The 24,491-nt window shown below is 70.0% G+C and carries 22 protein-coding genes, 1 tRNA gene and 7 pseudogenes; 16 read left to right on the top strand and 14 right to left on the bottom strand.

The genetic code is table 11. The features are described 5' to 3' along the window. Window positions 1-326: helix-turn-helix domain-containing protein (locus ACFV5H_RS35635; protein WP_385198905.1), on the bottom strand; the 326-nt coding region annotated here is incomplete at its 3' end. Window positions 327-351: 25 nt separating this feature from the next. Here ACFV5H_RS35635 and tnpA point away from each other — a divergent pair. Beyond that, on the top strand, window positions 352-810 hold the full coding sequence (tnpA, locus tag ACFV5H_RS35630) for an IS200/IS605 family transposase (protein ID WP_385198903.1): 459 nt from the start codon (window positions 352-354) through the stop codon (window positions 808-810). An 86-nt stretch (window positions 811-896) separates the two neighbouring features. Here tnpA and ACFV5H_RS35625 read toward each other — a convergent pair whose 3' ends face one another. Continuing rightward, window positions 897-1,682, bottom strand: a complete 786-nt coding sequence (locus tag ACFV5H_RS35625) for a dioxygenase (RefSeq protein WP_385198901.1) — start codon at window positions 1,680-1,682, stop codon at window positions 897-899. Window positions 1,683-1,805: 123 nt separating this feature from the next. On the opposite strand from ACFV5H_RS35625, the gene ACFV5H_RS35620 reads away from it, so the two are divergent. After that, window positions 1,806-2,327, top strand: coding sequence for a MarR family winged helix-turn-helix transcriptional regulator (locus tag ACFV5H_RS35620; RefSeq protein WP_385198899.1), 522 nt, complete (start codon window positions 1,806-1,808; stop codon window positions 2,325-2,327). A 91-nt stretch (window positions 2,328-2,418) separates the two neighbouring features. On the opposite strand, the gene ACFV5H_RS35615 is transcribed toward ACFV5H_RS35620, so the two are convergent. Then, on the bottom strand, window positions 2,419-3,969 hold the full coding sequence (locus ACFV5H_RS35615; protein WP_385046792.1) for an MFS transporter: 1,551 nt from the start codon (window positions 3,967-3,969) through the stop codon (window positions 2,419-2,421). 165 nt (window positions 3,970-4,134) lie between these two features. After that, window positions 4,135-4,815 (bottom strand): TetR/AcrR family transcriptional regulator, encoded by a 681-nt coding sequence (locus tag ACFV5H_RS35610; RefSeq protein ID WP_385046795.1) that lies wholly within the window; start codon window positions 4,813-4,815, stop codon window positions 4,135-4,137. 235 nt (window positions 4,816-5,050) lie between these two features. Between ACFV5H_RS35610 and ACFV5H_RS35605 the strand changes: the two genes are divergently transcribed. From ACFV5H_RS35605 to ACFV5H_RS35595, 3 genes are all read left to right on the top strand, one after another. Further along, complete coding sequence (locus ACFV5H_RS35605; protein ID WP_385198898.1) at window positions 5,051-6,343, top strand: M6 family metalloprotease domain-containing protein; 1,293 nt, start codon at window positions 5,051-5,053, stop codon at window positions 6,341-6,343. Between the two features lie 124 nt (window positions 6,344-6,467). Further along, window positions 6,468-6,632, top strand: coding sequence for a hypothetical protein (locus tag ACFV5H_RS35600; RefSeq protein WP_385198896.1), 165 nt, complete (start codon window positions 6,468-6,470; stop codon window positions 6,630-6,632). Between the two features lie 202 nt (window positions 6,633-6,834). Continuing rightward, a tRNA-Arg gene (locus tag ACFV5H_RS35595) sits at window positions 6,835-6,907 on the top strand. 403 nt (window positions 6,908-7,310) lie between these two features. Here the strand turns inward: ACFV5H_RS35595 and ACFV5H_RS35590 are convergent. From ACFV5H_RS35590 to ACFV5H_RS35580, 3 genes and pseudogenes are all read right to left on the bottom strand, one after another. Further along, window positions 7,311-8,012 carry a hypothetical protein gene (locus ACFV5H_RS35590; protein WP_385198895.1) on the bottom strand — a complete coding sequence of 234 codons (702 nt, stop codon included), beginning with the start codon at window positions 8,010-8,012 and terminating at the stop codon, window positions 7,311-7,313. A 755-nt stretch (window positions 8,013-8,767) separates the two neighbouring features. After that, a pseudogene (locus tag ACFV5H_RS35585) lies at window positions 8,768-9,887 on the bottom strand (IS30 family transposase). Window positions 9,888-10,077: 190 nt separating this feature from the next. Then, window positions 10,078-10,353: pseudogene (locus ACFV5H_RS35580) on the bottom strand (tyrosine-type recombinase/integrase); the annotation flags it as partial. A gap of 170 nt (window positions 10,354-10,523) precedes the next feature. Here ACFV5H_RS35580 and ACFV5H_RS35575 point away from each other — a divergent pair. The 4 genes and pseudogenes from ACFV5H_RS35575 to ACFV5H_RS35560 form a co-directional block, all read left to right on the top strand. Then, window positions 10,524-10,739 (top strand): annotated as a pseudogene (locus tag ACFV5H_RS35575) (adenylate kinase family protein); the annotation flags it as partial. A 165-nt stretch (window positions 10,740-10,904) separates the two neighbouring features. Next, window positions 10,905-11,267, top strand: a complete 363-nt coding sequence (locus ACFV5H_RS35570; RefSeq protein WP_385046843.1) for a hypothetical protein — start codon at window positions 10,905-10,907, stop codon at window positions 11,265-11,267. Between the two features lie 217 nt (window positions 11,268-11,484). Next, on the top strand, window positions 11,485-12,711 hold the full coding sequence (locus ACFV5H_RS35565; RefSeq protein WP_385198894.1) for a hypothetical protein: 1,227 nt from the start codon (window positions 11,485-11,487) through the stop codon (window positions 12,709-12,711). A 141-nt stretch (window positions 12,712-12,852) separates the two neighbouring features. After that, window positions 12,853-12,945: pseudogene (locus tag ACFV5H_RS35560) on the top strand (type I methionyl aminopeptidase); the annotation flags it as partial. A 167-nt stretch (window positions 12,946-13,112) separates the two neighbouring features. On the opposite strand, the gene ACFV5H_RS35555 reads toward ACFV5H_RS35560, so the two are convergent. Beyond that, complete coding sequence (locus ACFV5H_RS35555; protein ID WP_385046848.1) at window positions 13,113-13,472, bottom strand: hypothetical protein; 360 nt, start codon at window positions 13,470-13,472, stop codon at window positions 13,113-13,115. Between the two features lie 620 nt (window positions 13,473-14,092). On the opposite strand from ACFV5H_RS35555, the gene ACFV5H_RS35550 reads away from it, so the two are divergent. Beyond that, window positions 14,093-14,431, top strand: a complete 339-nt coding sequence (locus tag ACFV5H_RS35550; protein WP_385046851.1) for a MerR family transcriptional regulator — start codon at window positions 14,093-14,095, stop codon at window positions 14,429-14,431. A 99-nt stretch (window positions 14,432-14,530) separates the two neighbouring features. Here ACFV5H_RS35550 and ACFV5H_RS35545 read toward each other — a convergent pair. Further along, a pseudogene (locus tag ACFV5H_RS35545) lies at window positions 14,531-14,682 on the bottom strand (VapC toxin family PIN domain ribonuclease); the annotation flags it as partial. A 236-nt stretch (window positions 14,683-14,918) separates the two neighbouring features. On the opposite strand from ACFV5H_RS35545, the gene ACFV5H_RS35540 reads away from it, so the two are divergent. Both ACFV5H_RS35540 and ACFV5H_RS35535 read left to right on the top strand, forming a co-directional pair. Next, on the top strand, window positions 14,919-16,364 hold the full coding sequence (locus ACFV5H_RS35540) for a hydrolase (protein WP_385198892.1): 1,446 nt from the start codon (window positions 14,919-14,921) through the stop codon (window positions 16,362-16,364). Window positions 16,365-17,304: 940 nt separating this feature from the next. Then, entirely contained in the window at window positions 17,305-17,592 is a 288-nt protein-coding gene (locus ACFV5H_RS35535) for a DUF4190 domain-containing protein (protein WP_385046857.1), read from the top strand. Window positions 17,593-17,657: 65 nt separating this feature from the next. Here ACFV5H_RS35535 and ACFV5H_RS35530 read toward each other — a convergent pair whose 3' ends face one another. Then, a complete protein-coding gene (locus tag ACFV5H_RS35530; protein ID WP_385046860.1) occupies window positions 17,658-18,791 on the bottom strand; it encodes a hypothetical protein in 1,134 nt (377 codons plus the stop codon). 243 nt (window positions 18,792-19,034) lie between these two features. Here ACFV5H_RS35530 and ACFV5H_RS35525 point away from each other — a divergent pair, with 243 nt between their 5' ends. Continuing rightward, complete coding sequence (locus ACFV5H_RS35525) at window positions 19,035-19,853, top strand: SAM-dependent methyltransferase (RefSeq protein WP_385198890.1); 819 nt, start codon at window positions 19,035-19,037, stop codon at window positions 19,851-19,853. A 27-nt stretch (window positions 19,854-19,880) separates the two neighbouring features. Here ACFV5H_RS35525 and ACFV5H_RS35520 read toward each other — a convergent pair whose 3' ends face one another. Then, on the bottom strand, window positions 19,881-20,183 hold the full coding sequence (locus ACFV5H_RS35520) for a hypothetical protein (RefSeq protein WP_385198888.1): 303 nt from the start codon (window positions 20,181-20,183) through the stop codon (window positions 19,881-19,883). On the opposite strand from ACFV5H_RS35520, the gene ACFV5H_RS35515 reads away from it, so the two are divergent. Next, the gene (locus tag ACFV5H_RS35515) at window positions 20,182-20,691 is read left to right on the top strand and encodes a glutathione peroxidase (RefSeq protein ID WP_385198886.1); all 510 of its coding nucleotides are present in this window, start codon (window positions 20,182-20,184) and stop codon (window positions 20,689-20,691) included. The genes ACFV5H_RS35520 and ACFV5H_RS35515 overlap by 2 nt on opposite strands. Before the next feature lie 98 nt (window positions 20,692-20,789). Next, a pseudogene (locus ACFV5H_RS35510) lies at window positions 20,790-21,103 on the top strand (MerR family transcriptional regulator); the annotation flags it as partial. A 112-nt stretch (window positions 21,104-21,215) separates the two neighbouring features. On the opposite strand, the gene ACFV5H_RS35505 reads toward ACFV5H_RS35510, so the two are convergent. From ACFV5H_RS35505 to ACFV5H_RS35495, 3 genes are all read right to left on the bottom strand, one after another. Continuing rightward, window positions 21,216-21,407: a DUF397 domain-containing protein gene (locus ACFV5H_RS35505; RefSeq protein ID WP_030869188.1), complete on the bottom strand. Its 192-nt coding sequence runs from the start codon at window positions 21,405-21,407 to the stop codon at window positions 21,216-21,218. A gap of 226 nt (window positions 21,408-21,633) precedes the next feature. Further along, the gene (locus tag ACFV5H_RS35500) at window positions 21,634-22,491 is read right to left on the bottom strand and encodes a helix-turn-helix domain-containing protein (RefSeq protein ID WP_385056694.1); all 858 of its coding nucleotides are present in this window, start codon (window positions 22,489-22,491) and stop codon (window positions 21,634-21,636) included. A 321-nt stretch (window positions 22,492-22,812) separates the two neighbouring features. Further along, entirely contained in the window at window positions 22,813-23,568 is a 756-nt protein-coding gene (locus tag ACFV5H_RS35495) for a GPP34 family phosphoprotein (protein ID WP_385056697.1), read from the bottom strand. Window positions 23,569-23,911: 343 nt separating this feature from the next. Here ACFV5H_RS35495 and ACFV5H_RS35490 point away from each other — a divergent pair. Beyond that, window positions 23,912-24,491: pseudogene (locus tag ACFV5H_RS35490) on the top strand (hypothetical protein); the annotation flags it as partial.

Here is a 24,491-nt window from a genome sequence, read left to right as displayed (position 1 = left end):
TTGTACCGGGGCGCGCCCATGCGCGGGCGCTTGCCCTTCAGCCCGTCGAAGAAGTTCTTGTACGCGGTGTCCAGGTCGCGCAGGGACTGCTGAAGAACAACCGCCGAGACCTCGCCGAGCCAGGCCCGTTCCGGGGTGTTCTTCGCCTCGGTGATGAGCTGCTTCGACAGGTTCCCGGTCTTCGGGAACGGCATGCCTTCGCCGCGGGCGGTCTCCCGAGCGCGGAGCGCGTCGTTGTAGACCACCCGCGCACACCCGAACGCCCGCGCCAACGCCATGCGCTGACCGGCGCTCGGGTACAGGCGGAAGCTGTACCGAAGCTGCACGCGGATCACGCTACACACGTGATTTATGGGTATCGATGAGAACATTCGTACAGGTTGTCACCGCATTCTTCGCATGCATGTCCACTTGGTTTCCGTCACGAAGTACCGGCACTCCGTCTTCACCGGCCGGCACCTGACGCGGTGCGAGGAGATCATGCGGGCCGTGTGCGAGGACTTCGAGGCCGAGCTGGTCGAGTTCAACGGCGAGAACAACCACGTCCACCTGCTCGTGAACTTCCCACCGAAGGTCACCGTGTCCAAGCTGGTCAACAGCCTCAAGGGCGTCTCTTCCCGGCGGCTGCGCCAGGAGTTCCCCGACCTCGTCCGCCACTACTGGCGGGCACAACGACTCTGGTCCGGCTCGTACTTCGCCGGATCGGTCGGTGGCGCACCCCTCAGCCTCGTGAAGCAGTACATCGAGCAGCAGAACCGGCCGCTCCGACCTGGACCGAGGCGAACAGTGCGGATCCATGCACACAACTGAGGGAAGAGCAGCTCTCAGATTCGCTTCACCACCGGGCTGAACCCCGGTGCACTGCGAATAGACCCGGTAGCCCCGTCGCGCCGGTCTCAGCCGAACTGCACCGACCGCTTGGCCAGCCCCAGCCAGAACCCGTCGATCACGGACCTCTGTTCCCCGAGCTCGCCGACGGCGTCCGCGGCGCCCATGGTCACGAAGAGCGGGGCGAAGTGTTCGGTGCGCGGGTGGGCCAGCAGGCCGGCCGGGGACTTGCGGGTGAAGTCGAGCAGCGCGTCCACGTCGCCCGCCTCCAGGGCCTCCCGCCCCCAGGCGTCGAACTCCGCCGACCAGGCGGGGATGCCGCCCTGCCGCAGTGCGGCGAGGTTGTGGGTGAAGAACCCGGAGCCGACGATCAGCACGCCCTCGTCGCGCAGCGGCGCGAGCCTGCGCCCGATCTCCATCAGCCGCACCGGGTCCAGGGTCGGCATGGAGACCTGGAGCACCGGGATGTCGGCCTCGGGGTACATCTCGACCAGCGGGACGTAGGCGCCGTGGTCCAGGCCCCGGTCGGGGACGTCCTGGACCGGCGTGCCGGGGGCGCGCAGCAGCTTGCGCACGGACTCGGCGAGCGCGGGGGCGCCGGGGGCGCCGTAGGTGACCTGGTAGTAGTGCTCGGGGAAGCCCCAGAAGTCGTAGACCAGGGGGACGGTCCCGGTGGCGCCGAGGGCGAGCGGGGCCTCCTCCCAGTGGGCGGAGACGACCAGGATCGCCTTCGGGCGGGGCAGTCCGGCCGACCAGGCGGCCAGTTCGCCGGGCCAGACGGGGTCGTCGGCCAGGGGCGGGGCGCCGTGGCTGAGGTAGAGAGCGGGCATGCGTTCCTGGGCGGCGGCGGTCATGACGGCGGCTCCCTTCGGTACGGCGAATCGGTACGGCGAACTTGCTTGAAGTCTCAAGTTCCACTACCGACTGTACGACGAATTTGTTTAACATTCAAGAAGCGCGGCCGTACAGTGGGGTACATGAACACGGCACCCGCAGCATCATCGGCGTCCGCCGACGAACCCCGCTGGCTCACCGACGAGGAGCAGCGCGTCTGGCGCTCGTACATCGAGGCCGCCACCCTCCTGGAGGACCACCTCGACCGTCAGCTCCAGCGTGACGCGGGAATGCCGCACGTCTACTACGGTCTGCTGGTCAAGCTCGCCGAGTCCCCGCGCCGCCGGCTGCGGATGACGGAACTGGCGATGTCCGCGAAGATCACCCGCTCCCGCCTCTCGCACGCCGTCGCGCGCCTGGAGAAGAGCGGCTGGGTACGCCGTGAGGACTGCCCCTCCGACAAGCGGGGTCAGTTCGCCGTACTGACGGAGGAGGGCCGGGAGGTGCTGCGCCGGCACGCGCCCGGCCACGTGGACGCCGTACGCCAGGCGGTCTTCGACCGGCTCACCCCGCAACAGCAGAAGTCCCTCGGCGAGATCATGCGGATCGTCGCCGAGGGACTTCAGCCGAGCGGAGCGGGCGCGGACCTGCCCTGGCTCCGCTGACGGGGCGGGAGCCGGGGCAGGTCCGGGGAGCCGTACGGAGGAGGCGTCCCCTCCTCTTCCGTACGGGCGGTGAGGGATGGGCGGACGGCCGTCAGTGCATGGCCACCGGCACCGCCATCTCGTCCCCGACGGTCTCGTCGGCGGACCCGGCGACCGCGGTGCCGCCCGGCCGGCCGGCGTTGATCAGGGTCAGGGCGATGGCCGCGGCCGCCACCAGGATCCCGACGGCGAACCAGATCGCGCTGGTGTAACCCTGCACCTGCCCCTGGAGCTGGACCAGCTGCTGCTGGGACCGGCTCGTGGCGCCGCCGATGTGGTCGGTGATGTAGGACGTGGTGGCCGAGGCCGCGATCGTGTTCAGCAGGGCCGTACCGATGGCGCCGCCCACCTGCTGCGAGGTGTTGACCATCGCGGAGGCGACACCGGAGTCACGCGGCTCGACGCCCAGCGTGGCCAGCGACATGGCCGGCATGAACGCCGTACCCATGCCGAGGCCGAGCAGCAGCATGCCGGGCAGCAGGACGGCCGCGTACGAGGAGTCGATCTCCATCTGGGTCAGGAAGAGCATGCCGAGCGCGGCGACCAGGAAGCCGGGGCCCATCAGCAGCCGGGGCGCGACCCGGGTCATCAGCCGGGTGCCGATCTGGGTGGAGCCCGTGATCATGCCCGCGACCATCGGCAGGAAGGCGAACCCGGTCCTGACCGGCGAGTAGCCCTTCACGACCTGGAGGTAGTAGGTGAGGAAGAGGAACAGGCCGAACATCGCGATGATCGCCAGCCCCAGCGAGAGGTAGACCCCGCCGCGGTTGCGCTCGGTGACCACGCGCAGCGGCAGCAGCGGCGCCTTGACCCTGGCCTCGACGGCCACGAAGGCGGCGAGCAGCACGGCGGAGGCGACGAACATGCCGATCGTCAGCGAGTCGCTCCAGCCCTCGGACTCCGCGCGGGTGAAGCCGTAGACCAGCGCGACCAGGCCCACCGTGGACAGCAGCACACCGGGGACGTCGAGCGGCGAGCGGTTGCGGCCGCCGGCCGGCTCACGGATGACGAAGTACGCGCCGGCCGCGGCGACCACGGCGAACGGGATGTTCACGAAGAACGTCCAGCGCCAGTCCAGGTACTCGGTGAGGAAACCGCCGAGGATCAGACCCACGGCACCGCCGCCACCGGCGATCGCGCCGTAGATGCCGAACGCCTTGGCGCGCTCCTTGCCGTCGGTGAACATCACCGCGAGCAGGGACAGCGCGGCGGGCGCGAGCAGCGCGCCGAACACGCCCTGGAGGGCGCGGGCGCCGAACATCATGGCCTCGTTGGTGGCCGCGCCACCGAGCGCGGAGGCCGCAGCGAACCCGCCCAGACCGAGCACGAAGGCCCGCTTGCGCCCCCACAGGTCGGCTATCCGGCCGCCGAACAGCAGCAGTCCGCCGAAGGCGAGGGCGTAGGCGGTGACCACCCACTGGCGGTTGCCGTCCGAGATGCCCAGGTCCTGCTGGGCGGAGGGCAGGGCGATGTTCACGATGGTGGCGTCCAGGACGACCATCAGCTGGGCGAGCGCGATGAAGACGAGCGCTTTCCAGCGGTTGGCGTCCGGGCCGCCCGGAGCGCTCCGGGCCTTTCCGGCCGCCGAGGCTGTTTCAGACATGGGGGTACCCACTTCGGAAGTTCGTGACGGAAATTTTGAAAAATGAGATGAAAAAACGGTGTCGTCAAGGGAACGACTCGCCCCGGGGACGGCCGCTGGTACGGGTCCTGCTCTGCTACGGGAATCCCGCTCCGGCACGGGAATCCCGTTCGCGTCAGAGATCGCTCAGCGGCGCAGATCCTCCACGGTCACGGCCGAACCCGGCAGGACGGTCGGGGCCGGGGCCCGCATCCCGTCCAGGAACAGCTGCAGATGGCGGTGGACGAAACGGTCGGCGTTGTCGCAGCCGGTACCGGCCGGGGGCCGGCTCAGCTGGGCGACGCCCACCATCAGATCGCCGTACTCCACGTCGGTACGGAGCTGACCGGCCGCCTTGGCGCGGTCCATCAGCTGCGCGACGAGGCTCTCGGCGCGCCGGCGTGCGTCCTCCAGGTCGGGGTGGTGCTGGTCGAAGGTGCTGGAGACCATCGGGCACAGCGCGCTGATCCGCTCGTCGGCGGCCGTGTGCGCGAAGCGCTCCAGTGCCTCGAAGGCGTCCCCGGTCTCGCTGAGCGCCTGCTCGGCCGCCCGCACCGTACGGTCCATCACGGAGCAGACGACCTCGCGCACCAGCGCGTCGCGGTCGGGGAAGTTGCGGTACACCGTGGCGTTGCCGACGCCGGCCCGGCGGGCGACTTCGTCGAGCGGCACCTCGCACCCGAACTCGACGAACATCTCCCGGGCGGCGGTGACGATCCGCTCCCGGTTGCGCAGGGCGTCGGCGCGGGGCCGGGGCGCCTTGTGCGGTACGGGGGTGGCGGTCTGCACGGTGCACTCCTGGTCGTAGTGGCTTGATCTTTGTGTCATGTCCGCGATCCGGGGAGCGAGTCCCCGTTTCGCTCGGACACAGGTCCAAACGGGGAAACGGTCCCCGGTTATTTCCCGCCCCCGAACTCTTTTCCTGTGACCCGCCTCACACGCACCGGCTCGGTGCGCCCCACGATCGGCCCTCCCAGCGAGCGCCCGCATATCCGGCGACGGAGGGTGATCGGGAGGGTGCAGTCGGAGACCGGCGGCTGCCGTGTGGAGCGGAGGTCCCCGCATGCAGCCGCAGCCGAGCCGACGCCGGATATCCCCGCGCCGGCTGGCCGCCCTGGCATCGGTGACCGTCCTGACCCTCGCGGTCAGCACCTCGGCCGGCAACGGCCGGCTCTCCCCCGACACCTCCACCGCCGGCGCCGGACCCGGCACCCTGTCCCGCACCTCCGTGCACGGCCCCTGCATGATCAGCACGGAGGGCGAGGTCCAGATGTCCGAGGGCATCCCCACGGATCCCGGCTACACCCGCTCCACCGGCACGGTCCGCGCCCTCACCCTGATGATCGACTTCTCCGACGCGCCCGGCGAGGGCGACGCCCTCGACCGCTACCGCGAGTTCTTCCCCGAGACCAGCGAGTGGTTCGCCACCAGCTCCTACGGCCGCCTCGACTACCGCCCCGAACTCCCCGTCCCCGACTGGCTCCGGATGCCCAAGTCGTTCCGCGCGTACGGCATAGAGCGCGGCGCCCCCTTCGACCCCGGCTACCGCGAACTGGTCCGCGACATCGTGGCCGAGGCCGATCCCGAGGTGGACTTCCAGTCGTACGACCTGCTGAACGTACTGGTGACCCCCAACGCGGGCCCCGCCGCCCTCGACACGGTCCTGTCCGTCACCTTCGCCGGCAACAAGGAGGCCCCGAGCGCGGACGGCATCCCCGTCTCCAACGCGTCCTTCGTCTACTCCCGCCAGGACGACGGCTCCGGCTCCTACGGCCGCACCGGCTACCGCGTGCTGCCGCACGAGAACGGCCACGTCTTCGGCCTGCCCGACCTCTACACCGCCGAGGGCGGCGGCGCGGTCGGCCACTGGGACATCATGAGCGAGGACTGGGGCGCCAACAACGACCTCCTCGCCTGGCACAAGTGGAAGCTGGGCTGGCTGGACGCGTCCCAGGTCGGCTGCGCGGCGGACCCGGGCACGAGGGAGTACGCACTCACCCCCCTCGCACGGGCGGGCGGCCCGAAACTCGTCTTCATCCCCCTGGACGACCACTCCGGCTACGCCGTCGAACTGCGCACCCGCGCCGGCAACGACGAGGCCGTGTGCCGCCCCGGCGTCCTCGTCTACCGCGTCGACGCCGACGTCGACACGGGCATGGGCCCGGTCACCGTCTTCGACTCCCGCCGCGACAGCGGCGGCTGCACCCGCTCCCCCAACGTCCACGCGGAACTCTCGGACGCGACGTTCACACCGGGCGAGAGCTTCGTGGACCGCCGGGCGGGCGTCCGGGTGGCGGTGACGGCGGCGGGAGCGGAGGAGTACCGGGTACGGGTGACCCGTACGTCACCGGGCTGACCCCCGGCGACGAAGAAGAAGATGGTGCGACGCGGCACGATGGACCACAATCGCTGGACCGGTCCCTCGATCCGGTGTCAACTGAAAAACTCCGCACGGCAGTTACGAATCGACAGGTGGGCTCATGACAGGGACACAGCAGGCAACAGCGAACGCCGCCGGGCCGGCGGAGGCACCCCGGGGACGTACCCGGTGGGGGGTGGCCGCCGCGATCCTCGGCCTCCCGGCACTGGCGGTGACCGGATTCCTGGCCCTGATGGCGCTCTGGGTACTGTTCGGCGAATCCTGACGCGAGCCGCACGGCCGCCGGTTGCGGGAGGCCGCCTCCTCACCGGACGGGGCGACGCCCCCGGCCGGTGCTCCACCCCCACCCGCCGCAGCACCGATCCGGTACCCTGTGGATCGAGCGCCCTGGCAGGCAACAGCCACCGGCCCAGGACGCTCAGGGCTTGACGGAGACACCCGACCAGGACCGTCCACGATCAGGCCCCGCCTTCGTAGCTCAGGGGATAGAGCACCGCTCTCCTAAAGCGGGTGTCGCAGGTTCGAATCCTGCCGGGGGCACAGAGAGAAGGGCCGGCTCAGGAGGGTTTCCCTCCCAGGCCGGCCCTTCGTCGTGTCCGGGGTCGTGCCACACGCGTGCCACACGCGTGCCACTAATGCCACGTGGATGCCACATCCCCTGGGTAGAGGGTCAATGTCTCTCGCTGTTGGATATGGACGTGCCGAGGAGCGACGACTACGCGAGAACCAGCATGCGACTGACCATATGGGGCTGCCTTGCCGGGTTGGCCGTGGTCTTGGCCATCCCTGTGTACATAGTGGTGGCCGTGCTTCTGGGCGGGATGCCGACCCCTTGAAGCCATCGGCCACCCCATGGCACGCCCGCTTGCGGTACAGGTGGCGGATGGAGCGGGATGGTGTCCCGTGAAGTGGTGTAGCCGATCGTGGCGGGGGCCACTGCTGTTCAGGTGCGGTTTTCTTCGGCGAGCCGCACCAGGACATCCAGGTCCGGGACGTCGAGCGCTGGTATCCGCAGCCAGGCGAACGGGAATCCGTACGCGCCGCCGTCGACCTCGTACTCCATGCGGAGCATCGCGCCCAGTTCCTTCTCGTCCTCGGAGAAGATGACGACGCTGTAGCGGCATGAGGTGATGGTGTGCCAGGGGATCTTCTTGCCGTCATGGTGCAGCCCGTCCGCCGTGGCGGTCAGTGGGCCGAAATTCACTTGGCCGCCGACCGCGAGTGTCGCCTTCGCCCTGGCGAGATGCAGTTCGGTCACCGGAGCGTTGACGCGCTGCATCAGCGGCGCGATGCTGGAGGGCGGCGAGGACGACAACTGGCCGGTGCGGAAGGCGGGCTCCGGCGTGACGACGGGCGGGTCGGCCAGCAGTGAGCCCACGACCGTGCCGTCGGTGAACTCCAGCAGCAGTTCATGCAGCCACTTCGTGATCATCAAACCGTCGGCCGCTTCGCCGTCCATGTCGTTGGCGTGCCACACGTGGGCGACCTCCGACCACTGGTAGGCGCGGCGCTCATCGCCGTCGGTCAGCACCACGCCGTCATCGTGCACGGCGAGCGTCACCGCCCGCCGCCCGCCAGGTCCGTCGATATGCGCAGGCAGCGTCCCGCGCACCGGCCCGGCCGAGAACTCCGGCTCGCCCGTCACCGGCACGTCCTTCTCCAGCGGGGACTTCTTTCGCCACCAACCAGCCATGAGCTCTCCCCCGGCATCGCCATTCAACACCGGTGGTGTTCACCGGAGTTAGTCAACTTCGCCCCGGCGAGCACACTATCCGGCGGACAGGATTCGGGGCCAGAGCATCACAACAAGGGCCTCAGTCCGAGTGGGTCAGGAAGACCTGATGTCTCCCTGCATCGCGCCGTGCGTCCAACTGCCGACTTGGGACACCGGCGCGGCAGACGTGGTTCCTTCCTCGGCTGCTGCTTCGAGGTGCTCGGTCGGTCCAGCGAAGGCCAGATGCAGGCAGCCGACGCACCCAACGGCTCGCAAGAGGCGCACATCCCCGCCAAGATCGGCTACACCACCCCACGGGACACCATCCGCTCCAGCCCGGCCGGGGGCCGGCGCCGCGTTAGGAAATAAGCCGGTTGACTTCAAAGGAGGGGGAACGTCGTAACCGAGACAGTCGAGCCACCGCACTAGAGGCCGCGCCATGGTCGGCTGACCCTGACCACGCCCAGCGGGTGAAACCGCTCTGGCGACTGGTTTCCCCTCATCCCCTCGTCTCTACTGCACCCCACCACTCGTAAGAATTAGCTTCGCCCGTTCACTTGAAATAAAACGCACAGCTTCCTCTTCCTCTCTACTCAGGAGAGTAATATCAAGTTGTAGCTTAAAGAGGCCCCAGACCCCCTTACAGGGCGCTTTCCAGGGGTCGTCGCACCACGTGGTCGTATTGATCAGGCCGCGAGCAGTTTATGCAGGCGCTCGGCTGGGGTTTCCCAGCCGAGCGTTTTGCGTGGGCGGCCGTCGATTTGGGCTGCCACCGCTGCGAGGTGCTCACGGCTGTGGGCGGACAGGTCGGTGCCCTTGGGGAAGTACTGCCGCAGCAGACCATTGGTGTTTTCGTTCGAGCCGCGTTGCCACGGGCTGGCGGGGGCGCAGAAGTAGACCGGGACGTCGGTGGCGATGGTGAACTCGTGGTGGCGGCCCATCCGAGCCCTGGTCCCAGGTCAGGGACCGCTTCAGGTGGGTGGGCAGGTGCTGGACGGTTGCCTGGAGTGCGTCGCGGACCTGCTCGGCGCCCCGGCCGTCCGGCAGGTGGACCAGCATCACATAACGGGTTGCCCGCTCGACCAGGGTGCCGATTGCGGACCCGTTGTCCTTGCCGATGATCAGGTCGCCTTCCCAGTGGCCGGGCACGGCCCGGTCCTCCGCCTCGGCCGGCCGGTCGCTGATCATGACCATGGGCTCGGCGAAGCGGGGCCGTCGCTGCTGGGCCTGACGATGGGGTTTGCGGCGGGCGCGTCCGGTGCGCAGGGCTCCCGCGAGTTCTCTGCGCAGTTCGCCACGTCCTTGCACGTAGAGCGCCTGACAGACGGTTTCGTGGACCACGTGCATCTCCGGCCGGTCGGGGAACTGCCTGCGCAGAGCCTGACAGATCTGCTCCGGGCTCCAGAGCTGGTCCAGACCGGCCTGGACCGCGGCCCGCAGCTCCGGGTTCTGGCTGACCTTGCGAGGCTTGGGCCGGGGCCGGCGGTCATCGGCCCGGGCCTGAGCTGCGAAAGGCCGGTACTGACCGTTCACCGGGTGGCGGTTGCGGCGGATCTCCCGGCAGACGGTGGAGGGGCTGCGGCCCAGCTCGGCGGCGATCGCCCGGATGGTGGCCTTCTCCCGCAGCCGGTCGGCGATGTAAACCCGGTCGGCCTCGCGCAGATACCGCGACAACGCGGAATGCGGCACCGCCGGACGAACCGGTGGTGCCGCATTCCGCTTGCCTGACGGGTTGCGGCCGTTGCGCCACCGCTTGCCCGTGCGCAGGTTGATCCCCACGCGTCTGCAGGCTTCGGAACTGCTCAGGCCCTGGTCCATGAGCCGGAAGTATTCCTCCCGCTCACGGACCAGCTTCCTACGGCCTTGCGCCACCGTCCGCGCCTTGCGGATCTCGAACTCCATCGCACCCCTTGAACTGGGGTGTCGCGACAACTCCTAGAACCCAAGATCATGGTCCGGGGTCTTTGACGTCCGCTTCTGACAGCGACGAGGGCGGTCACTGACGACCGGGACGCCTCCGCGGCAGCCGGTCCGTGTGGCTCGTGGCCTCGCGCTGCGTGTCCTGCACGACGTGCGTGTGCACGTCCATGGTGATGCCGGTCCGGGAGCGCCCCAGGATCTCCATCACCACGCGGGGCGCGGCCCCGGCCGCCGTGAGGAGCGTGGCCGTGCCGTGCCGGGCGTCGTGCAGCCGGATCGCCCGGAGGCCGGCGGACCGGGCGACGTGGGTGAAGGACCGGCAGAGGTTCCGCGGCTCCGCCGGGCGACCGGTGGACCGGGACGCGATACCTTCCGCCCCGGACGACGAACCGGACGCCGGTACCGGGAAGTTCATCGGATTCTTGGCAGGAGCCGGCTGCCTGGTGGCGGTCCTGGCGACGCCGGGGATCCGGGTGAACGGACCGATCTCCCAGTCTCCAGGTGTCCACGATCAAGGGGAAGCTTCAGGACGGCGTCTGCGACGCCTGCGGCGGCGAGCTCTACCGGCGTGACGACGACTCCGAGGAGACGGTCCGCAGGCGGCTGGAGGTCCACCGCGCGCAGACCGGGCCGGTCGTCGACCACTGCAGGCCCCAGGGCCTGCCGGTCACGATCTCGGCCCTCGGCAGGGTGGACGAGGCCACGGGGCGCGCCATCGAGGCGCTGCCACGCCCCTGAGCAGGGTTCCGGAACGACGGCAAGGGCCGTGCCGGAGCAGCCCTTGTCATGCCCGGCGGAGCCAATTTGATGTGGACATGCACGCGAGGGGTCCACTAGCGTTTGGATCACTGTGGCACCACTGGTAACGCCAGTGGTGCCCCGCTTCGTAAAGCAGGGGGAATCGTGGTCAAGTCAAAGCTCGCTCGTGCAGCGCTGGTCGCCGGTGCGTCCGCCGCCCTGGTCGTGGGGATGTCCCCCTCGGCACAGGCCATCACCGACAAGACCCTCTATCTTCCGTACGACCGTGGTTACATGCACTTCCACGACGACGGCGATGTGTTCTCGATCTGTGACACCAAAGCCGATGGGTACGGCGTGAGCGGCAATGTGCAGAACGCCACCATCACCAACATGTTCACCATCGACGACGGTGGCGACGCCGGCTGCGACAAGAAGCCCTACAACGTCGGCATCGGCAGCGTCCGGATGCTGGCCTGGTGGCACGGCGACCTCATCGGTCACTACTCCGACTGGTTCCGCGAGTAAATTGCGGGTGCGTCGGCTCTCACCCCGTGCACTCGTCTTGCTGCTTGATCCGGTCGTGGGTTGAGAACTACCGCGGTGGGGCTGCTCCGGTGTTCCGGGAGCAGCCCCTTTCGTCGTTCGTGGGCACAGGGTGCTGTGCACGCGGTGGACTGCTTCGCTGTCTTCCACACCTGCCGGCCAGATCCCCGACCCACCCAGTCGTCTTCCCCGTGGAGTTATGAGTATGACTTCCGACCCGCATGCCCGCACAGCGTCCAAGGTGTCCTCCTCGGTGGCGCGGCCGGCCGCGGAATCCGCCGAACGGCCACGACCGCTGTCGCGCCGTCGCAAGGCTCGACGCCTCGGGCCGGCCGCCGTCGTCGCGGCGGTCGTGGTCGCGGGGCTCGCGGTGTCGCTCGCCCGGCTCGGCGGCGGTGACGCGCAGGAGGGGCCTGCGAGCGTTCCCGATGTCACGAGCGTGGCGGCGCACCCGGATCAGTCGCCTCCTCGAGAGCTGATCGCTGCGGGGAGGATCGCTGTCTCGGCGTACTCCACGATGAAGCTCGTGAGGCTGCCGAACGGGAACGCGATCGGCACCTACGAGTGGCGGTTGCTCGACACGGCCACCGAGCGGTACGAGGAAACCGACTGGGCCTGGCTGGACGTTGCCCCCGGGGTGCGGACCGCGGCGGTGCTCGAGCGTGATCTGCCCGTCGACCGGATAGGACTGCTGAACCTGGCCACGGGCAAGGTCCGGCGCTGGATCAAGGTCGACCGGAGCGTCGGCGGTGTGCAGTTCTCACCGGACGGCAAACGCCTGCTGGCGACGGCGTACCGCCTCAACCCGGACGGTCTGTTCAAGGACGCGTCCTACAGGCTGAACGGCAAGAGCGTGCCGGGGCCGAAGCGGAGCCGCACCGGTTTCTACGTGATCGATGTCGCCTCCGGCAAGGCGGACTTCGCCGAGATCCCGACGGAGAAGAACACGGAGGGGATCCCGGGCGGCGGGCGTCAGGACTTCCACTGGAGCAGTGACGGGAAGCTGGTGTGGGAACCCGGCGACAACAAAGCGGGCAAGATCTACTACGGCGTGACCGGCAAGAGGACGCCTGCTCCGGATGCGGAGACGCGTCTGCCCTTCCCGGGGTCGGTCCTGTCTCCCGACGGAAACCTGGCGACCGGCGCCTTCGTGGGGGAGGGCGACGAGATCGTCTCCGAGGTGAGGAACGCGAAGACCGGCAAGCGGGCTGCGGTGATCCCCGGCCAGCAGCTGCTCGCGTGGGCCGACAACAGTCACCTCATCGCCTGGCGGTGCGCTCCCGAACGCTGCAGCCCCGCCAAAGGCGAGTTCCGCAACCAGCTGCTCCTGGTCGGTCTGGACGGCAAGGTCACCCCGCTTTCCGGCTTCCGGCCGGCGAGTCTGAACGACGAGGACCGCTGGTTCCCGGTGCTCACCCGGCGCTGACCGGGGTGCGGCCGCGACGGGCGCGACCAAGTGTTGCCACGCCGCAGAGGTCGTACTGTCGCGGTGCACAAAAACCGGACTCGCACCCGTGAGAAGGCAGAGCCGGCGGTGCGGATCAAGACCCCCGAGCGGTTCGCCGAGATGCGTGAGGCGGGGCTGGTCGTCGCCGCCGTCCATGCGACGCGTGAGGCAGCGGTGCCCGGGGCCACGGCCGAGGACCTGGACGAGGCCGCACCGACGCGCCTCGAAGGCCCGTTGCGGCGGGCTTCCGCGATGCTCGGCACCCCCTGTCCATCCGACCGAGGGGACAGGCGCGGGCCGAACAGAGCGGTGAGGGCCCTGCCGGCGCGTGCCGGCAGGGCCCTCACCGCATGCCATGCCGCTCTCGGCGTGGCGACGGGTCAGTGGTCGGAGTAACTGAAGTCGCCCACGGTCCAGGCGCTGACGTCCTCGATCGCGACGCGGTACATCCCGCCCGTCTCCGGGATCCCCACCGTGCCCTGGAGGATCCGGGCGACATGGAAGTGCAGATGCGTGGGCGGCCCCTCCTGCTTCGCGGGGGTGTCGAAGACGGCGGAGAACTCGCCCAGGCGGGCGGAGTCCGTCAGCACCTCCGACACCCTCCGCCTCCACACGGCTTCGGGAGCCAGGCGACCGGTGATGACAGCACCACCGGTGACCACGGTCAGGGACATCTGATTGCTCTGCCCGGACTCCACACGGGCGGCGATGTCAACGATCAGCTCGTCAGGCTTCGGCATGGGATCGGATTCTATGCACCTGCCCGCCCGGGCGGCTCGGGTGGTGAAGCCAACGGGCAGGACGAGCGCACACGGCTCCCCCCTGTGCCGCGGTACAGGTCAGGAGTGCGCATGCGGGGCGGCTCCGGGCCTCACCGGTACGCCGGGCCTGTGTTGCGGGCGGTCCCAGGCATGCGTGGACCGGCCCAAGGGGATACCTCATCGCCGATCACATGAAATCTGTGCTCGCCGGAGTAGACATTCGCAGCACTCGCGATTACGATTTCTCTCGTAGCCGAGATCGATCAGGCCCGGCAGACACGAACTGCCGGGCAGCAGTACAAGCAGTACGCAGTAGTCCCCCTTTGCAAGTGATGGACCGAGAGGGAAGAACGGAGGAGTCGAGCGCCATCAGGATCGCCCGGGCGGAAGACGCGAGCCCGGGTACCGCAGGACATCGATAGGCAGGTGGTCTCCGGTCACGCATCCGCGATCCCCGCACCCCCGTCGGAGTACCGGACGGCCGTGCGGAAACAGAAGGCCGACGCAGTACTAGGGTCGGCAGATGGTGTTGTAGTTCCTTCGGGGCCCTGGTGCCGTACGGCGCCAGGGCCCCTCCACGCGTTCCACAGAGAGGTGAGATGACAGCAGACGAGTCGCTGGGCCGTCTCGACGACGACGACTACCCCGCCTACACGATGGGCCGGGCCGCCGAGTTGCTCGGTACCACTCCCGGCTTTCTCCGCGCCATAGGCGAAGCACGACTGATCACACCGCTGCGCTCGGGGGGCGGGCACCGCCGCTACTCCCGCTACCAGCTGCGTATCGCGGCACGCGCGCGTGAACTCGTCGACCAGGGCACCCCCATCGAGGCCGCATGCCGGATCATCATCCTCGAAGACCAACTCGAGGAAGCCCAGCGCATCAACGCCGAATACCGACGCGCCGGCGGATCGTCCGATCCACCGGCCGGAGCCTGAGGTGAACGGGCCCGCCGGTGTCGACGGGCCCTCGCCCGCACCCATGGCCGGAACACGGAGTCCGTTGCGCTCCCACCGACCCGGCATCGGTCTTCGTGGGGGCGTCTTCGGCCGGGTGACCGGTACGACGGTGAGGGGACCGTCCAGCTCCTGAAGTCGTCGGGGCCGGTGGTGAAGAGGGGAAGGTTCCCGGCCACGGCGATGGCGGCGGTCACCAGACCGGCCACCCGGCGACCCGGCTTGCGGCCCGCGTGCTTGCGGCGCACCGCCCGGCCGCTTCGCCGATCCGCAGGTCACGGCGTCCCGCTGAGGGGTCGGTGGAACTCCGGAGCGGTCGGAGACGGAAGAGGGCTTGCGCCGGTCCCGGGGGATGCCGGGAGGACGGCTCGCGTTCCGAGAGGGTGGGCAGGCGGCTCCGCCTCTTCGGGCACTCATCGTGCCCCGTTGCTTCCTGACTCGGCACCCTCGGTGCGTTTAACGTCCGGGAGTGAGCCTCTGGACTTCCCTCGAGCCCGCCTCCGCGACCGTGGACCCGGGCGGCAGTACGACTGTGCGGCTGCGTCTGCGCAACACCGGTGACGTGGTGGACGAGTACCGCTTCGAGGCGGTGGGTCCTCTCGCGCCCTGGGCCGTCGTGGAGCCGCAGGCGCTGCGGTTGTATCCGGGGACCACGGGATCGGTGGAGCTGACGTTCGCTCCGCCGCGTACGCCGGATGCGACGGCGGGGCCGAATCCGTACGCGGTGCGGATCACGCCGACGGAGCATCCGGAGGCGACGACGGTTCCGGAGGGGAACCTCACCATCACCCCGTTCACGGAAGTGCGGGCGGAGTTGGTGCCGCCGACGGTGAAGGGCCTTTTCCGTGGCCGTCCGAGGCTGGCCGTGGACAACCTGGGCAACACGAAGCTGACGGCGTCGGTGAGCGGCAGCGACAACGGTGACCAGTTGTCGTACGACATCCACCCGAGCAATGTGCAGATCGAGCCGGGCCGTGCGGCGTTCGTGAGGACGACGCTGAAGCCGCGGCAGATCATCTGGTTCGGATCGGCGGAGCGCCGGCCCTACACCCTGGCGGTGCAGCGGTCGGGTGTGACGCCGCTGGACGTGGAGGGCACGTACGTGCAGCGGGGTTTCCTGCCGCGCTGGCTGGCGGCCTTCCTCAGTGTCTCCGTGGCGCTGGCGGTCGCGTTCGTGATGCTGTGGATCGCCTACAAGCCCGATGTCCGCAGCGCCGCCACCGAAAAGGCCCAGGAAGCCGCCGGCGGCACGCTGCCGCCCGCCGCCTCACCGAGCCCGGAAGCGCCGAAGGCCCCGCCCGCCGGCGTCACGGCGCCCCCGGCCGCGGCCGGTACACAGCAGCCCGACGGAGCCGGGGACGGGGCCGGAGACGGGGCGGGGGGTGGCGGTTCCGAGGAGAAGGAGGCCGAGGCGCCGGAGAGGACCGCGGCGACCGCCGTCCAGCGACTGGCCGCGGACGAGCCGGGCAAACGGCACATCTGCTACCGGGTCCACGCGGCGGGCCAGGGCTGGACCGACGCCGTGTGCGACGGCGAGACGGCGGGCACGGCGGGGTCGGGGACGCCGCTCACGGCCGTCAACATCGCCGTGTCCGGAACCAACGGCACATCCGGCGGCGCCTTCGTCCCCGACCCCGCGTCGACCGAGGGCAAGGGGCACTACCCCGAGCCGTGGACGAATGCCGCCGACGGCATCGACAACTACGTCGGCAGTACCGAGGAGGACGCCCCGGACATGATGGGGTTCAGCATCAGCGTCGACGGTGGCGGCGGCACCGTCTGCCAGACCTCCTACGTCCACGACGACACCTGGCTCGGCCTGGCATGCGACGACCCCGGGGTCGGCCTCGACTTCACCTACGCCGGCACCCACGACAACAAGTTGTGGATCGAAGCGGTCCGGCTCACGGTGTGAGCCGGACCGTACCGGTCCGGTGACCGCCTGGCGCGATCGGCTGCCCGCCCGCCGGCCGGTTCACGCCGGCGGGTGTCCGCCGTGGTGGGCGACCGTGATGTGGTCCTCGGCGCTGAACCGGGACCGGCCGTCGGCGCAGGCCGGCCGCCAGGCCGTCGGCCGGTCGTGGAGCGGCGTGACGGCCGGCCCGGCGACCGGCAACGGCTGGGTGGCGTCGAGGGTGGCGGCGGACAGTCGACGGTGATGAAGCCGCTTCCACCCTGGAAACCCGTAGGGGCGAGGGGTGGGCCGAGGTCCGAGTGAGGAGCCGCGGTCCAAGCTCTCCGGCACGGGTGGGAACGGGGAGGGCGCTGGTGTCCCAGGAATGGCCGGAAGGGCCGAACGCCGATCATGATGCGGCGAGAGACCGCCACGCCGCGGACGTGCGGGCGTCGCGCGCTGCGGTACGAGAGCTGTTCCGGGTGGAACTTCCCATCGCGCACGTGGGATCGGTGCTTGTGGCCGTAGCGAGTGTCTCTGCCGGTGTGGTCCGGTCCCCCAGGACGGGGATGATCATCACGGGAGTCTTCGCGGCGCTGTTCGTCGTCGCTCCGGCTGTGGCGCTCCTGTCGGGCGGGCGAGGACGGGACGCGGCACGCGCCGCATACAAGTTCACCCTCGGCTGGGCCGACTGGATCACGCCTCGGGCATCCCGGTGGGCCTTGTGCCGTGGGAACTCCGTTCGGGACCCGCGTCGGACGCGAGGCGAGCAGCGGTCCGCCGTACCTCGTCCTGTCACTGACGCCTTCTTCCGCGCTGCCCCGGCATCGGCGACCGCGATACGGCCCGGTGACGGGTCGTCGGCATGGGAGTGCCCGGAAGGGGCATTCGGAACAGGCAAGTCAAGAGTGAGGAAACTGCGGCCCGTTCGGTCCGTGCAACCGACAACCGGGAGTATCCAATGACGAGTTACGGCAGCTCATCTGCCGCGTCCTCCGGCTCGCGCACCAATGGCCTGGCGGTGGCGAGCCTGTGCTGCGGCATCGTCGGACTGTTCGTCCTGAACATCGTCCTCGGTCCCTTGGCCATCGTCTTCGGTGCCGTCGCCCGCCGTCAGGCGGCCGTCAAGAACGGCGCCGGGATGGCGAAGGCCGGCATCGTCCTCGGTGTCGTCGACATCGTCCTGTGGCTCGTGCTGCTGGCCTTCGCCGCCAGCAACGGCGGGTTCAGCTGGTACGTGGGCGGCTAGTGGACCCGCGGGAACACAAGTGAGGTGTGCGGGTGGGTACCGGGTACTCACCCGCACCGCTTGTGTCAGCCGAGGCGTTGGAAGGCGACGTCGAAGGGGGCCAGGCGGGCGGACTCGCGGGCCAGTTCCCGGAGGAACACCAGGTGGGGGCGGCGGGGCCGCACCAGGCGCGGGCGGCGGGAGCGCGAGGGGAGGGCGGTCGTCGTCTCGGCCGAGAGCATGGGCACCCCCAGGGTGAGGGTGACCTGCTGCTTCTCGGCCCGGGTCAGGCCCAGTTCGCGTTCGGTCTCGTGGACGAGGGTGCTCAGTTCGTCCTGGGCCGCCTTGATGGCGACGAGGTCCTCCTGGTTCCGGAGCTTGTCCTCGATGCCGTGGATCCACTTCCGCAGGGCGGTCGCCTTGGCACTGCGGCGGACCTCGACCGCGGTCGCCAGGAGGGCCGCCCGGCTGTCGCACCGACCGATGACGTACGAGGCGATGAGCGGGAAGTCCGCCGAGATCGCGGCGCCGCCGAACTCGCCGTTGACGCGGTCGCGCATCCCGTCCCTGACCAGTCCCACCCTGTCCATCACCAGGTCCCTGAAGCGGACGTGCCGTGGCCCGATCCGGTTCTCGATCAGTGCCGAGCGCCAGGTGTGCGGCATGTACGGGACGCCGGCCGCATGGGCCAGCCCCTGGTAGTAGAAGCCGCGGAAGGCGAAGTGGGCCAGACCGCGGACGACCGCGCCGTTCCCGTCGAGGACGCGGGTCAGGTCACTCAGCTCTCGTGCGACGGTCTCCTCGTACGCCCGGTCGACTCCTCGCAACGTCAGCTCCACGAACTGCGCCGAGTCCTGGTAGAGCGGCGGCAGGGTCCGGATGTCGTCCGAGTCGGCGATGAACCCGAGGTCCCGGAGCAGCCGGCCCGACCGCACCAGGCGCAGTACGTGCGCCGCGCTGTTCCCGAGCAGGTCGGCGTGGAGTTCGCCCCCGTCGGCGACGAGGGCGGTCTCCCGGAAGAAGCCGCCGTTCGCACGGCTGATGCCGTACAGCTCGGGCCAGTCGACGTAGGTGTCCCTGCTGGAGTTGTCGACGGTGAAACCCTCGAGGAGGACGATGGCCTCCAGGACGTCCATCAGCGAGCGCAGATCGACGGCGGAGGGCGGCACGGAATCCGCTCCGTAGGCCCTGCGGGCTCCGAAGATCGTGGTGTTGTCCATCAGGACGAATCCGTCGTCCGGCTCCACATCAGCCCCCGTCCCCCGTCGCCCGACGCTCACCCGTCAACCTACGCAGCCGTGGTCACGGACACCAGACGCCGGCCGGTCCGTGCGGTCGCCCGGAGAAGAGGCCGGGACCACGCCGGAGCAGTGATCATGTCCGCGTGAACTTCCGGTGTTCACAAGCCCGTTCGCCTAGATTGGGGAGCCGGCCCTTGCCCACCCACCCCAGGAGGCTCGCCCGTGTCCGAGGACATCACCCAGGACAGCTCCGGTTTCGCGATACGCGCCCGGATCGACACGACCAAGCCGCACTCGGCGCGGTTCTGGAACTACTTCGTCGGCGGGAAGGACCACTACGAGGTCGACCGGGAGATAGGCGACCAGATCAAGGGGATCTTCCCCGGGCTGGTCGACGTGGCGCACACCAGCCGGCGGTTCCTGGGGCGGGCCGTCCGCCACCTCGCCGTCGAGCAGGGCGTACGGCAGTTCCTGGACGTGGGCACGGGGCTGCCGACCGCCGACAACACGCACGAGGTGGCCCAGCGCGTCGCCCCGGACTCCCGGATCGTGTACGTCGACAACGACCCGATCGTCCTCACCCACGCGAACGCCCTGCTCACCAGCACGCCCGAGGGGAGGACGGCGTACCTCGACGCCGACCTGTACGACCCCGAGGCCGTGCTGCGGGCCGCCGCCGGGACGCTCGACCTGTCCCGGCCGGTCGCCCTGATGATCCTCAACACGCTCGGCCACGTGGCCGACTACGAGCAGGCCCGCGACCTGGTGCGCCGGCTCATGGCGGGTCTCCCCCCGGGCAGCCACCTGGTGATCAGCGACAGCACGGCCACCAGCGAGGGCATGATCGCGGCCTCGAACGCGTACAACTCGAGCGGTGCCGTGCCGTACCACGTGCGGAGCGTCGAGGAGATCGCCGGGTTCTTCGACGGACTGGAACTGGTGAAGCCGGGCGTCGTACGGGTGCCGGAGTGGCGGCCGGACGAGGACGGCGACGACGCGGCGGCCGTGGACGCCTACTGCGGTGTGGGCCGCAAGCCCTGACCACCGGCGGCACGGCCGGCCGTGCGCTCAGGCCCTCCTCGTCCGCATGATCCGGTCCATCCGCTCCTCCAGCTCCGTCCGCTCCCGCGCCGCCCGTTCCGCCTGCACCCGCCGGTACTCGTGCTCCGTGCGGCGCATGCGCTCGTTCGTCTCCTGCTCCACCCGGTGCCGGCGCACCTCGTGCTCCATGCGCGCGCACGCCTGCTGCACCTGGAGTTCCTCCGTGTGCAGCCGGCGGCTCGTGTCGAAGCGGGAGCCGAGGAGACGGTCGTACATCGTGGCGCCGCTCATGAACTTGGCGAGGACCAGGAGGGTTAGGCTCGCGCTCATGACGACTGCAGAGAACAACGGCACCTCGCCCCTCGACGTCGGGATCGGCGCGCTGAACGGCGGCTCCGCCTCGCTCGCCCAGTACGCGGGGCGGGCCGTGCTGGTCGTGAACGTGGCCTCCAAGTGCGGGCTGACCCCGCAGTACGCCGGTCTGGAGCGGCTGCACGAACGGTACGCGGAGCAGGGCTTCACCGTGCTCGGCGTGCCCTGCAACCAGTTCCTCGGGCAGGAGCCGGGCAGCGCGGAGGAGATCGCCGAGTTCTGTTCGGCGACGTACGGCGTGACCTTCCCGATGACCGAGAAGGTCGAGGTCAACGGGGACGGGCGGCACGCCCTGTACGAGCGGCTGACCGGGTTCGCCGACGCCGAGGGGCACAGCGGGGACATCCGCTGGAACTTCGAGAAGTTCCTGATCGGGCGGGACGGCGAGGTCGTCGCCCGGTTCTCGCCGCAGACCGAGCCGGAGTCGGCGGAGGTCGTGGCGGCGGTGGAGAAGGCGATCGGCTGACCGTCGGCCTTGCCCCTGGGGCAGGGGTGAGCGTGTCCGCCGCCGGGCGGAGAGGCCGTCCGGCGACGGAGGATGTCGGCGCGGACGACGGCGCGACGGCCGCCGACGAGGCGGCGGCGCGGGCCTGGGTGGAGCGGAGCGGCCGGGCCCGGGGGACGGCGGTGCGGGTGGAGCCGGCGCCGCGGCCGGCCCGCACCCGGATCACCGAGGCACAGGTGGCGCATCCGCAGATCCCGGCCGCCTTCGAGGCGGTCGAGGAGTGGATGGAGGCGGAGGGGCTGACGCCGACGGGCCCCTGCCGGGAGGTGTACTTCGCCGACTGGGACACCGCGGGCCCGGGGACCCGGTGTGCGGCGTGTCCTTCCCGGTGGCCTCTCCGGTGTCCTTCCCGGTGGCCCGTACGACGGGCTGATCCGAGAGGGCAGGGCCGAGCCCTCTCGGCTAGGACGGCGAACTGGTCGAGAGGGCCCTGTCGGTGGTGCTCGTGCCGGTCCGGTGCCGCCCGGGGCCGGTCGCCGGACCGGTCAGCTCTTGACCGAGGCCACGAAGGCGCTCCACGCGTCCGCGGGGAAGGCCAGCTTCGGACCCTCGGGGACCTTGGTGTCGCCGAGTTCCAGCGCCGCCTCGGTGGTCGACCTGACCATCACGCACGCGCCGTTGTTGTTGGTGTAGGAGGACGTCGTCCACGTTTCCGTGGCGCCCAGACGAATTGCCATGTTCGCTCCGTAGCCAGATGCTGAGTTGCTGTCACCCGCCCGCGTGTTCCGGCGTGGACCCGCAGAACGGATTTCGCCAACCCTCGCTGGTGGTTGGCGTGATCGACGCTACTCGCCAACATCTTCTTTCGGAGCAGTCGTTCACTCGACCGGGTGGCATATACCAGGTGATACTTCCAACCCGGCATGTCAGCGGTGTATCATCCCGCCGCCTCCCGGTCGACGCTCAGCGCGCGTACTCCTTCGCGAGGCGCTCGACGCGCTGCCGGGACGCCTCCACGTTCAGCGACTGGGCCCGCAGGTGCTCGTACATCACCGTGTACTTCTGCACGTCGTGCGGCTTCTCCAGGTACAGGTCACTGGTGACGCCCTCGATGTAGACGACGCTGGAGTCGGCCGCGTCGGCGAACTCCAGGATCGAGTACTGCCCGTTGATGCCGGCGTGCGCGCCGACCTCGAACGGCAGCACCTGCACGGTGATGTGCGGCAGCTGGGACAACTCCATGACGTGCTCCAGCTGTTCCCGCATCACCTGCCGACTCCCGACGACCCGGTACAGCGACGCCTCGTCCAGCACCACCCACAGCCGCAACGGGTCCTTCTCGGCGGTGATCCGGCTCTGCCGGCGCAGCCGCACCTCGACCCGCTTGTCGTTGTCCTGCTCGGACGACTCCGGCGAACCGCCCTGCACGATCGCCTCGGCGTACGCGCGGGTCTGCAACAGCCCGGTGATGATCTGCGGTTCGTAGACCCGGAGCGACTCCGCGTCCGTCTCCAGACCGATGTAGACGCTGTACGGGATGTCGCCGAAGGCGTGCCACCAGCCCTGCTGGCGCGAGTCCTTGGCCATCTGCATCAGCGACTCGACGATCCGCTGGTCCTCCACCTCGTAGACCCCGCACAGATCGCGGACGTCACGCTGGCTGATGCTGCGCCTGCCGTTCTCCAGGCGGCTGATCTTCGACTGCGACACCAGCAGTCGCTCCGCCACCTCCTCGGCGGTCATGCCCTTGACCTCGCGGAGCCGGCGCAGCTCCTGGCCCAGCCGGCGCCGCCTGACGGTGGGATTGACATTGGACGCCACGGGACGTGCACCTCCGGCTGCGTGCCTCGTACTACTTGCCACTTTGTGTGTCTGCTGTTGAGCAGACTGCCACCAAGGTGCTTCCCACCGCTGGAAAACGGCGGATATACGACGGGTACACGCCACTTCACGGTGCGGTGGCGGGTGCCGGCGCGCGCCGAGGCCGGCCGCGGGTGCGCCGAGCGGGGCGGGGGGAACCCGTGCGTTCTCCCCGCCCCGCTCGGACCGCGGCTCCCGTGACCGGGTCTGTCGGCCGTGGATCCGTCGGCCGTTCCGTGCTGTCGGCCGTGCCGTGCCGTCGAGCCCTGGGGACGTACGGGCTCAGTGGGCCGCGGCGCGTGCCATGGATCCGTGGTGCGGTTGCGCCGGAACGCCTCGGGCGGGTTCCGGTGCGTCCCGGCCGCCGGCGGGGGCCTGCCGGCCCGCCGGGGCGGAGTTGCGGCGCGGCTGGGCCGCCACGCCGTTCTGGACGTCCATCACGGCGTGCGCGACGAGTCCGCCCATCGGGTCGTGCCTGATCAGATCCCGCAACCGGGAACGCGAGGAGCGTCCCTCGTTCCCCGGGTACAGGTGCTTGCCGAGGCCGACCGCGTGCGCCAGTGCGGCGAGCGCCGCGGTCCGCGGGTCCGGCGGGACGCCGGTGCGGATCGCGGAGTCCAGCCGGGTTCTGATCTCCCGGCTGATCTCGGTGTCCGTCGCCTGGTAGCGAGTCGTCGGCAGCACCCCGCACATCTGTCCGGCCACGGCGTGCACCATGCCGCACCGCTCCAGATGCGAGAGGTAGGTCTGGCGCAGCCCGAGACGCGGCCCGCCGATCCAGTGGACCGCCCGTACCGGAGCGCCGCGCCTTCGCAGCAACTCCAACGCGCAGTCCAGTGTTGGGTCTCCAGTCGGCCGTGGCACCACCACGGCGATACGATCCCCGTCTGGGGCTATCCGTCCGGCCAGCGCCAGCTCCACTAGCTGCGCTCCGGCCAGACCGAGGTCGAGCGACTGCGGCTGTGCGGTGGTACCCGTGGTCGGGTCCAACGCCAGCAGCAGAAGCTCCTCCGGAAGTGTTCTGCGGCTCCTGCCCATCCATGCCTCCCCGCGTGGATGAATGACAGGGTGACCCCTCTCACATTGGTCTGTCGAGGGTGCGTGACCGGTTCGTAGTGGAACCAGTAGCTATGTCGTTCTCGTCTACCACGTGGGGGAAGTCCGCACACAGGACACTGGTACATGGTTCGGACAGTGCTGCGAAGTGCTGTCGTGGGCGGGCGGTTCACGGTTCGGTTGGCGCACGCGGGGCGTGCGGCACATGGAGGAGGCATCGGTGGCGGGCGAGTCCCCCGACAGGTCGAAGCAGCGCGAGTCGTCGGAAGAAACGACGTCGGGGAACGGGGGCCCGGTTCCCGGGAAGCGGGACCCCCGGTTGGCGGTGAGCCGCGGGGCCGAGCCCTCGGAGGGCCGCGGGACCGCCGACACGGCCACCCGTGTGCTGTCGGTACGCGAGGAGACGTCCTCCGGGGAGGGCGAGGAGTCCGGCCGTCTGCGCGAGGCGGTGGCCACATGGGTCCGCTCGGCGGACCCGGACGAATCCGAGGGCGGCACCGAGGGTGCCACCGTCGGCACCGAGGACACCTCGGACCGGACGGCCGACGCCGGGGACCGCGAGGACGCCTCCGGGGCCGGTACGACCGCGAGCGCCACCGGCGACCGGGACGGACGCGGCACGGAGCCGGAGTCCGGCCACGCGGACGACGCGAGCGGCGAGGCCGAGGACGCCTCCGAACGGACGGCTGACGCCAGGGAGTCGAAGGGTGGGGCCGAGGACGCGGCGGACCTCTCCCACGACCAGGACGGGCCCGAGGCGCCCCGCGACGGGGACGCGCCCGAGGACGCCACGCACGCCACCGCCGGGACCGGGACGGACACGGACGCCCCCGAGGCCACGGCCGGCGCCTCCCGCGACCAGGACGAGTCCGGGAGCGCCAGGACGGACGCCGGCGCGCCCCGCC

The sequence above is a fragment of the Streptomyces sp. NPDC059787 genome (assembly GCF_042732315.1).
Taxonomy (GTDB): domain Bacteria; phylum Actinomycetota; class Actinomycetes; order Streptomycetales; family Streptomycetaceae; genus Streptomyces; species Streptomyces atrovirens.
The sequence above is the reverse complement of the archived record's forward strand: the minus strand, read 5'-3'. Positions and strand labels throughout refer to the sequence as shown.

Coding starts and splice junctions, on each gene's coding strand:
- tnpA (WP_385198903.1), top strand. CDS start 352: ATGGGTATCGATGAGAACATTCGTACAGGTTGTCACCGCATTCTTCGC.
- ACFV5H_RS35625 (WP_385198901.1), bottom strand. CDS start 1,682: ATGACCGCCGCCGCCCAGGAACGCATGCCCGCTCTCTACCTCAGCCAC.
- ACFV5H_RS35620 (WP_385198899.1), top strand. CDS start 1,806: ATGAACACGGCACCCGCAGCATCATCGGCGTCCGCCGACGAACCCCGC.
- ACFV5H_RS35615 (WP_385046792.1), bottom strand. CDS start 3,969: ATGTCTGAAACAGCCTCGGCGGCCGGAAAGGCCCGGAGCGCTCCGGGC.
- ACFV5H_RS35610 (WP_385046795.1), bottom strand. CDS start 4,815: ATGACACAAAGATCAAGCCACTACGACCAGGAGTGCACCGTGCAGACC.
- ACFV5H_RS35605 (WP_385198898.1), top strand. CDS start 5,051: ATGCAGCCGCAGCCGAGCCGACGCCGGATATCCCCGCGCCGGCTGGCC.
- ACFV5H_RS35600 (WP_385198896.1), top strand. CDS start 6,468: ATGACAGGGACACAGCAGGCAACAGCGAACGCCGCCGGGCCGGCGGAG.
- ACFV5H_RS35565 (WP_385198894.1), top strand. CDS start 11,485: ATGAGTATGACTTCCGACCCGCATGCCCGCACAGCGTCCAAGGTGTCC.
- ACFV5H_RS35555 (WP_385046848.1), bottom strand. CDS start 13,472: ATGCCGAAGCCTGACGAGCTGATCGTTGACATCGCCGCCCGTGTGGAG.
- ACFV5H_RS35550 (WP_385046851.1), top strand. CDS start 14,093: ATGACAGCAGACGAGTCGCTGGGCCGTCTCGACGACGACGACTACCCC.
- ACFV5H_RS35535 (WP_385046857.1), top strand. CDS start 17,305: ATGACGAGTTACGGCAGCTCATCTGCCGCGTCCTCCGGCTCGCGCACC.
- ACFV5H_RS35530 (WP_385046860.1), bottom strand. CDS start 18,791: ATGGACAACACCACGATCTTCGGAGCCCGCAGGGCCTACGGAGCGGAT.
- ACFV5H_RS35515 (WP_385198886.1), top strand. CDS start 20,182: ATGACGACTGCAGAGAACAACGGCACCTCGCCCCTCGACGTCGGGATC.
- ACFV5H_RS35520 (WP_385198888.1), bottom strand. CDS start 20,183: ATGAGCGCGAGCCTAACCCTCCTGGTCCTCGCCAAGTTCATGAGCGGC.
- ACFV5H_RS35505 (WP_030869188.1), bottom strand. CDS start 21,407: ATGGCAATTCGTCTGGGCGCCACGGAAACGTGGACGACGTCCTCCTAC.
- ACFV5H_RS35495 (WP_385056697.1), bottom strand. CDS start 23,568: ATGGGCAGGAGCCGCAGAACACTTCCGGAGGAGCTTCTGCTGCTGGCG.